The sequence below is a fragment of the Marinobacter sp. genome (genome assembly GCF_041984545.1).
Taxonomy (GTDB): Bacteria; Pseudomonadota; Gammaproteobacteria; order Pseudomonadales; family Oleiphilaceae; genus Marinobacter.
On sequence record NZ_JBHIXV010000102.1, the window covers coordinates 1 to 579 of the forward strand.

Sequence of the window (579 nt, forward strand, 5' to 3'; positions counted from 1 at the left end):
CTGCTGGAACGAGTTCCGGAGCATGGCGAACAGCAGGAGGATCCACGAGGCGTACCGGAGCAGTTCGAGCAGATACCGGGTGAAGAAGCCGGGCTGCCCGAACAGGCTCTGCAGGACCAGGACCGAGGCCCAGAGCGTGGTCACCACGGCCGCCAGAAACAGGGATCGATCCACATCCCGACGGACGTAGCGGGTGGCAACCAGAATGGCCAGCAAGCCAAAGGTCAGCGCCGCGGCAACGTGGCTGATTACGCTGAAGTCGTTTAGCATCACTCGCATCCTGCGTGAGTGGCGTCTGCTCCCTGACGGCTGACTCCCTGGCTAAACCGGTTTCTTGTTGTCCCGGTAGAACCGGAAGATCTCCTTGAGCGGTCGTCTGGGCTGAAAGCCAAATTCCCGGGCAAAGGCTCGACCGTCGATTACTACAGGATACTTGAAAAACGCCATCAGGTACGACGGAAAACTTCTCAGCTTGAGTGTGCGCAGGATCAGACTTGGCACCACCGGCGGCACCGAGGGGATGGGAATCCGTCGGCAGTCACAGAGTTTCAGGGCGTGCTGGTACGCCACCCAGTCCTG

At 60.3% G+C, this 579-nt stretch carries 2 pseudogenes; both read right to left on the reverse strand.

Annotated elements, in window-relative coordinates:
- Positions 1-270, reverse strand: a pseudogene (locus ACFC20_RS17735) (PEP-CTERM system histidine kinase PrsK); the annotation flags it as partial.
- A gap of 51 nt (positions 271-321) precedes the next feature.
- Positions 322-579: pseudogene (locus ACFC20_RS17740) on the reverse strand (NAD-dependent epimerase); the annotation flags it as partial.